A 6897-nucleotide genomic window follows, 5' to 3' on the forward strand; every position below is an offset into this window, starting at 1 on the left:
GTGCCCAGCGCCTCCCGACGCAGTGGCGGGGCCCCGCCCCGCACCGGGTGGGGTCCGGGGCTTGCCCCGCCGCGCGGCGGAGCCGCATATCGGATGCTGCGGTAAGGGGCGGGTAGGAGAAAGGTCCCCGCCCTGCGGAACGTGCCCGCGCGCCTGGCGAGGCGCGCCGGGGCGCCCCCACGCTTGGCCCCGTGCCGGGGCCGAGCCCCGCACCGGGTGGGGTCCGGGGCTTGCCCCGCCGCGCGGCGGAGCCGCATATCGGATGCTGCGGGAAGGGGCGGGGTGGGGGAATTGACCCGCCCGACGGGGTGCAGGCGACTGCGGACCGGGGCCGTGCCGGGAGGCTCAGGTGTCGGTCACCGTCTGGAGGTGTACGTCGCCGCGGGCGATTCCGCCCGCGTCCGCGTCGATCGAGCGGCGCAGGGCCTCGTGCAGGCGTCCCGGGGTGAGGACGCCGAGGAAGCGTTCGCCGTCCAGGACGGCGATCCACCCCGCGTCGTGCTGGAGCATCGTGCTGAACGCCTGCTTGAGCGGCGCCCCCACCGGCAGCCATGCCTCCATCCGGCGGGCGTGATCCCGTACCGTCCCGTCCTGCCCGTCGGCCGCGTCCGACGGGATCCAGCCGTGGAGGTGGTCCGCGTCGTCCAGGACGACGGCCCACCGGGCGCCGTCCGAGGCCAGGCGGGCGGCCGCCTTGGTAAGCGGGTCGTCGAGGTGGACGACGGGCGGCTGCCAGAGGTCGCCGGGTTCGATGGGGGTGACCGAGAGCCGCTTGAGGCCCCGGTCGGCGCCGACGAAGTCGGCGACGTACGGCGAGGCGGGCGCGCCCAGCACGGCCGCCGGGGTGTCGAACTGTTCGATGCGCCCGGATCCGTACACCGCGATGCGGTCGCCGAGCCGCACCGCCTCCTCGATGTCGTGCGTCACGAAAAGCACGGTCTTTCGCACTTGCGACTGAAGCCGCAGGAATTCCGTCTGGAGATGTTCGCGGACGACCGGGTCGACGGCCCCGAACGGCTCGTCCATCAGCAGCACCGGAGGGTCGGCCGCCAGCGCCCGCGCCACCCCGACCCGCTGCCGCTGGCCGCCGGAGAGCTGGTCCGGATAGCGGTCGCCATATACGGAAGGGTCGAGTCCGACCAGATCGAGCAGCTCGGCGGCCCGCTCCCGCCCCTTCTTCCGCTGCCACCCCAGCAGATGCGGCACGGTCGCGGTGTTCTCCAGCACGGTCTTGTGCGGGAAGAGACCGACTTGCTGAATGACGTAGCCGATACGGCGGCGCAGCGCGACCGGATCGGTCTCGGCGATGTCCTCGTCCTCCACCAGAATCCGGCCGGAGGACGGCTCGATGAGCCGGTTGACCATTTTCATCGTGGTGGTCTTGCCACAGCCCGAGGGCCCTACGAGCGTGACCAGCTCACCCTCCGCGACCTCGAAGGACAGATCGTCCACGGCGGTCGTGCCGTCGGCGTAGCGCTTGGTGACATGCTCGAAACGGATCATGGCTCCCCATTGTTGCCGCATTCGTGGCAGACATTGTTGCTGTTGTGTGGCGATCGGACGAGATTGTCATCTCCCGGGGATAGGGTCTCCCAGGAATTGGACGACCACGTGCCCGGGGGAGGTGAGCGTATGGCGGACCAGAACTGTCTGATCAGTAACGATTGGATTTGCGGCGAGTATGTGCGCACGCGCGGTCAGGAGCTGACGGACGCGACGCTTCAGCATGTCGGGATCACCCTCGCGTCGGTCGCGATCGGCCTCGTGATCGCCTTTCCGCTCGCGCTGCTGGCCCGCCGTCGACAGGGCGTGGCGGGCCCGGTGCTGGGGATGACCACGATCCTCTACACGGTGCCGTCGCTCGCGATGTTCTCGCTGCTGCTGCCGGTCTTCGGGGTGTCCCAGGCGGTCGTGGTCACGGGCCTGGTGCTCTATTCGCTGACCATCCTGGTGCGCAACATCATGGCGGGCCTCGCCTCCGTGCCGGAGGACGCCCGGGAGGCCGCGCGCGGCATGGGGTACGGGCCGCTGCGGCTGCTCCTCGGCGTCGAGTTGCCGCTCGCGCTGCCCGCCCTGATGGCCGGGCTGCGCATCACCACGGTCTCCACCGTCTCGCTCACCACGGTCGGCGCGATCATCGGCTACGGCGGGCTCGGCAACCTCATCTACGAGGGCATGCACAGCTTCTTCAAGGCGCAGGTGCTGACCGCCTCGGTGCTGTGCGTGGCGCTGGCGGTCGTGGCGGACGTCGTTCTGCTCGGCGTCCAGCGGGTGCTGACGCCCTGGGCGCGCAAGAGGAGGAGGGCCTGATGGGCGTCATCGGCGAGGCGTGGAACTGGCTGGCCACCGGGTCGCACTGGTCGGGTGGGGACGGGGTGTGGCACCGGCTCGGCCAGCATCTGTTCCTGACGTTCGTCTGTCTGGCGATCTCGTGCGCGGTCGCGCTGCCGGTGGCCGTTCTGCTCGGCCACATCGGCAAGGGCGGCGCGATCGCGGTCAACATCTCCAACGCGGGGCGGGCGGTGCCCACCTTCGCCGTGCTGGTGCTGCTGCTCCTCAGTCCGCTGGGCACGCACGGCCAGTGGCCCACGATCATCGCGCTGGTGCTGTTCGCCGTCCCGCCGCTGCTCACCAACGCGTACGTCGGGGTGAGCGAGGCGGACCGGGAGGTCGTGGAGGCGGCCCGGGGCATGGGGATGACGGGCGGCCAGCTGATCCGCCGGGTCGAACTCCCGCTCGCGTTCCCGCTGATCATGACGGGCGTGCGGACCGCCGCGGTGCAGGTGGTGGCCACCGCGACGCTGGCGGCGCTGCCCGGCGGCGGCGGGCTCGGCCGGATCATCACGGCGGGCTTCCGGCTCACCGACACGCCCCAGGTGGTGGCCGGGGCGGTGCTGGTCGCGGTGCTGGCGCTGCTGGTCGAGGGCGTGTTCGTGGTGCTGGGGCTGGTGCTGGACCCGATGCGGCGGAAGACGGGGCGGCGGTCGGCCGCGTTCCGCCGCCCGCCCGCCGACCAGGCGCCCAAGGCGCCCGCGCTGACGTCGTAACGCTCGCATCGCCTCGGTGCGCAGCCGTACGCATTCGTATGCGACCAAGCCGTACATATCTGCCGTACATATCTATGGATGGGGAACCCATGAGCACGTTCTTGAGAGTGGCGGGGGCGGCGGCGAGCGCCGTGGTGCTGGCGGTCGGCGCGACCGCGTGCGGCGGCGAGAGCCTGGAGAAGTCCGGTGGGGGCGACGGCTCCGGCAAGCCCGGCAAGGAGGGCTCGCTGGTGATCGGGACCGCCTCCTTCGCCGAGTCGAAGATCCTCGCCGAGCTGTACGCGGGGCTGCTGGAGGACGCCGGTTACTCGACCTCCCTCAAGACGGTGGACACCCGCGAACTGTATGAACCGGCCCTGGAGAAGGGTCAGATGGATGTCGTACCGGAGTACGCGGCGACGCTCGCCGAATTCCTCAACCAGAAGAAGAACGGGCCGAATGCCAAGCCCGTGGCCTCCTCCGACGCGGACGACACGGTGAAGGCGCTGAAGAAGCTCGCCGAGCCGCGCGGGCTGAAGGTGCTCGACGTCGGCAAGGCGGTCGACCAGAACGCCTTCGCGGTGAGCGAGAAGTTCGCCGAGGAGCACGACCTCAAGACGCTCTCCGATCTGGGGAAGTCCGGGCAGAAGGTCAAGCTGGCGGCGGGCGACGAATGCCCGGAGCGGCCGTTCTGCCAGCCCGGGTTGGAGAAGCGCTACGGCATCGACATCGCGGGCATCGACCCGCTGGACATCGGCAGCGTGCAGGCCAAGCAGGCGGTCAAGGACGGCAAGGACCAGATGGTCCTGACCACCACCACGGACGCCACGCTCGACCAGTTCGGGCTTGTCCTGCTCGACGACGACAAAAATCTCCAGAATGCCGACAACGTACTTCCCGTCGTGAATGCGAAGTCCGCCGGTTCACCCAAGATCGAAAACGCGCTGAACAAGCTCGGCCGCGTACTCACCACGGCCGATCTCACCGAACTCAACAAGAAAGTTGACGCCGAGCGGCTCAAGCCCGCCGATGTCGCGGCCGACTACCTCAAGGAGAAGGGGTTGGTGAAGTAGTTTGCCAACGGATTCACAACGGATGTGGCCTGCCGACCCCCCAAACCGGCCGTACGCACGGTAAGTTTCGGCCCATGCCACGTGGACGCCACCGCCAATCCCCACCCCTGCACAGGCTACTTCCCCCTCTGTCGGTTGCAGCCGCGTCAATAACCTGCGCCGCCGGTGCCTGGCTGGTCGGCGATACGGTTGTGATCCGTGGACTCGCCGCGACCGCGGCCACCGCCGCGGTCGTCGGCTCGGTCCTGACGCGCCGTTGGGACCGCGCGGCCGGCCGCCGGGTCGCGGAGGCCGCGAGTGAGACCGCCCGCCAGGAGATGAAGTACGAGGAGCGGATCGCGGAGCTGGAGGCCGACGCGGAGAAGGCCGCCGAGCTGCGCACCGCGCTCAACACCCGGCTCCGCGCCAAGCGGGCCGAGCTCGCCCGGCTGCGCAACGAGCACGCCGAGCTGCTCCGCCGCTACGCCACGGCCGAGACCGAGCGCGCCAGCGCCCTGGAGGGGCGCCGCAGGCTCGCCCTGGAGGCCGCGGTTCCGTCGAAGGAACTGACCGCGGGGGAGCCGTCCGGCGAGACCGCCGCGGACGCCGAGTCGGCGGAGTCGGCGGAATCCGTCGGCGACGGTCTCGACCTCAGCGCGTACGCACGCGCCGACGAGGCGCTGAGCCGTCTCGTCGCCAGCGCGCGCCAGCAGCGGGAGCGAGCCGAAGCGGAATCGCGTGCCCTGGCGGCCGAGCAGGAGAAGGCCGAGGCCGAGGCCAGGGAGCAGGAGAAAGCGGAAGCGACGGACAGCAAGGCCGGGAGAACGGCCGCGGACCCGGACGAGGACGGTGCAGCCGTCCCGGGGAAGCGCCCGGCGGCCGACGAGCGTGACGGCCCGGACAGCTCACCGGTGCCGCCTCCGCACGCCCGTACGGCCGCCTCCGCCGTGGTGCCGTATGCCGCGGCCCGCCGGGCCGCCTCCCGTTCGGAGAGCGGCTTCGACTACTTCGGCACCCAGAAGAACCCGCCGAAGCAGCAGGAGCCCGAACCGGAGGCCGAGGAGGACCTCGCCGACGTGATCGGCGCGGAAACCCTCGCCGAGACCCGCAAGGGCGCGGTGGGCGAGGTCATCGACCTGACCGCGCACGAGGACAACGAGCCCACCGGGATCGAGGAGCTGCGCAGCGCGATCTCGTAGGGCTCGGCTCCTACTTGTCGATGTCGCCGACGACGAAGAACAGCGATCCCAGGATCGCCACCATGTCGGCGACGAGCGTGCCCGGCAGAAGCTCCGTGAGCGCCTGGATGTTGTTGAACGAGGCCGAGCGGAGCTTCAGCCGGTACGGCGTCTTCTCGCCCTTCGAGACGAGGTAGTAGCCGTTGAGGCCGAGCGGATTCTCGGTCCACGCGTAGGTGTGGCCCTCGGGGGCCTTGAGCACCTTCGGCAGCCGCTGGTTGATCGGCCCCGGCGGAAGCTCGGCGAGCCGGTCCAGACAGGCGTCGGCGAGCGCCAGCGAGTTGTGGGTCTGCTCCAGCAGGCATTCGAAGCGGGCCAGGCAGTCGCCCTCCTCGCGCACGACGACCTCGAGGGTGTCCTGGAGGTCCCCGTACGCCAGATACGGCTCGTCGCGCCGCAGGTCGAAGTCCACGCCCGAGGCGCGGGCGATGGGGCCGCTGACCCCGTAGGCGTGCACGGCCTCCGGGGACAGGACGCCCACCCCGCGGGTGCGCCCCCGGAAGATCTCGTTGCCGAGCACGAGCCCGTCGTACACGTCCATCCGCGACCGCACCTCGGCCACCGCCGCCCGGGCCCGGCCGAGCCAGCCCGCCGGCAGGTCCTCCTTGAGCCCGCCGACCCGGTTGAACATGTAGTGCATCCGGCCGCCGGAGATCTCCTCCATCACGTGCTGGAGGTCCTCGCGCTCCCGGAACGCGTGGAAGATCGGCGTGATGCCGCCCAGCTCCAGGGGGTACGAGCCGAGGAACATCAGGTGGTTGAGCACCCGGTTCAGCTCGGCCAGCAGCGTACGCACCCATACGGCGCGCTCCGGGACCTCCATCCCGAGCATCCGCTCGACGGCGAGGACGACGCCCAGCTCGTTGGAGAAGGCGGACAGCCAGTCGTGGCGGTTGGCGAGCATGATGATCTGGCGGTAGTCGCGCGCCTCGAACAGCTTCTCGGCGCCGCGGTGCATGTACCCGATCACCGGCTCCGCGTGCTGGACGCGTTCCCCGTCGACCACCAGCCGGAGCCGCAGCACGCCGTGGGTGGACGGGTGCTGCGGGCCGATGTTCAGCACCATGTCGGTGCTTTCCGCCGCGCCGCCGATGCCGACTGTCGTCTCCGTCATGGGAACAGTTTGTCTCGACACCCGCCCCGCCCAGAAACCGGGTCCAGCCCCTGGACCAGCGCCCCGGCCCCGCCCTAGGGGAGCAGCGCGTCGTACGGCACGCCCACCGGCCGGACCAGCCACCGGAAGCCGCCCAGGCCCGCCGGGTCCAGCAGCTCCGCCGCCTCGCCCGCCGCGCTCAGGGCCCGTACGTAGGCGGCCGGGTCCGTCGAGGCCAGGGCGAGCGGCGGGCGGCCCCCGTCGAGGCCCAGGTGGCGCAGCGCGTCGCGCTGGGGGACCAGACGGGCGTCCGTCCCGGCCGCGCACGCGTCCAGCGCCACGTGCGCCGTGAGATCGCAGGAGCCGTCCGGCACCGGCCGCACCTCGCGGCCGTCCCGGAAGCCGGTCAGGGTGCCGAAGGGCGGCCGGGCGGCGCGCTCGTGGCCGTAGTCCACGGCGACCGCGAGCCCGGCGCCCACGCACCGCAC

6 protein-coding genes and 1 pseudogene are annotated in these 6897 nt (G+C 71.2%); 4 read left to right on the top strand and 3 right to left on the bottom strand.

Features of this window, described 5'->3' with window-relative positions; translation table 11 throughout:
• Nucleotides 1-345 precede the first annotated feature (345 nt).
• The gene (locus EEJ42_RS36030; RefSeq protein WP_123106410.1) at nt 346-1503 is read right to left on the bottom strand and encodes a betaine/proline/choline family ABC transporter ATP-binding protein; all 1158 of its coding nucleotides are present in this window, start codon (nt 1501-1503) and stop codon (nt 346-348) included.
• A gap of 129 nt (nt 1504-1632) precedes the next feature.
• On the opposite strand from EEJ42_RS36030, the gene EEJ42_RS36035 reads away from it, so the two are divergent.
• The 4 genes from EEJ42_RS36035 (at nt 1633) to EEJ42_RS36050 (ending at nt 5277) form a co-directional block, all read left to right on the top strand.
• The gene (locus EEJ42_RS36035) at nt 1633-2310 is read left to right on the top strand and encodes an ABC transporter permease (protein ID WP_123106411.1); all 678 of its coding nucleotides are present in this window, start codon (nt 1633-1635) and stop codon (nt 2308-2310) included.
• A complete protein-coding gene (locus EEJ42_RS36040) occupies nt 2310-3047 on the top strand; it encodes an ABC transporter permease (RefSeq protein ID WP_123106412.1) in 738 nt (245 codons plus the stop codon). Before EEJ42_RS36035 ends, EEJ42_RS36040 begins: the two co-directional genes overlap by 1 nt.
• An 89-nt stretch (nt 3048-3136) precedes the next feature.
• Entirely contained in the window at nt 3137-4099 is a 963-nt protein-coding gene (locus EEJ42_RS36045) for an ABC transporter substrate-binding protein (protein WP_184503440.1), read from the top strand.
• A 74-nt stretch (nt 4100-4173) separates the two neighbouring features.
• Nucleotides 4174-5277 (top strand): hypothetical protein, encoded by a 1104-nt coding sequence (locus EEJ42_RS36050; RefSeq protein ID WP_123106414.1) that lies wholly within the window; start codon nt 4174-4176, stop codon nt 5275-5277.
• A gap of 10 nt (nt 5278-5287) precedes the next feature.
• On the opposite strand, the gene EEJ42_RS36055 is transcribed toward EEJ42_RS36050, so the two are convergent.
• Together EEJ42_RS36055 and EEJ42_RS36060 are read right to left on the bottom strand one after the other, a co-directional pair.
• The gene (locus tag EEJ42_RS36055) at nt 5288-6430 is read right to left on the bottom strand and encodes an NADH-quinone oxidoreductase subunit D (RefSeq protein WP_123106415.1); all 1143 of its coding nucleotides are present in this window, start codon (nt 6428-6430) and stop codon (nt 5288-5290) included.
• A gap of 74 nt (nt 6431-6504) precedes the next feature.
• Nucleotides 6505-6897, bottom strand: a pseudogene (locus tag EEJ42_RS36060) (SAM-dependent methyltransferase); the annotation flags it as partial.

Source organism: Streptomyces botrytidirepellens, from assembly GCF_003721215.1.
Taxonomy (GTDB): domain Bacteria; phylum Actinomycetota; class Actinomycetes; order Streptomycetales; family Streptomycetaceae; genus Streptomyces; species Streptomyces himastatinicus.

What these genes read in the sequence shown, in the direction of transcription:
- EEJ42_RS36035 (WP_123106411.1), top strand. Translation starts at nt 1,633, where the DNA reads ATGGCGGACCAGAACTGTCTGATCAGTAACGATTGGATTTGCGGCGAG.
- EEJ42_RS36050 (WP_123106414.1), top strand. Translation starts at nt 4,174, where the DNA reads ATGCCACGTGGACGCCACCGCCAATCCCCACCCCTGCACAGGCTACTT.
- EEJ42_RS36045 (WP_184503440.1), top strand. Translation starts at nt 3,137, where the DNA reads ATGAGCACGTTCTTGAGAGTGGCGGGGGCGGCGGCGAGCGCCGTGGTG.
- EEJ42_RS36055 (WP_123106415.1), bottom strand. Translation starts at nt 6,430, where the DNA reads ATGACGGAGACGACAGTCGGCATCGGCGGCGCGGCGGAAAGCACCGAC.
- EEJ42_RS36040 (WP_123106412.1), top strand. Translation starts at nt 2,310, where the DNA reads ATGGGCGTCATCGGCGAGGCGTGGAACTGGCTGGCCACCGGGTCGCAC.
- EEJ42_RS36030 (WP_123106410.1), bottom strand. Translation starts at nt 1,503, where the DNA reads ATGATCCGTTTCGAGCATGTCACCAAGCGCTACGCCGACGGCACGACC.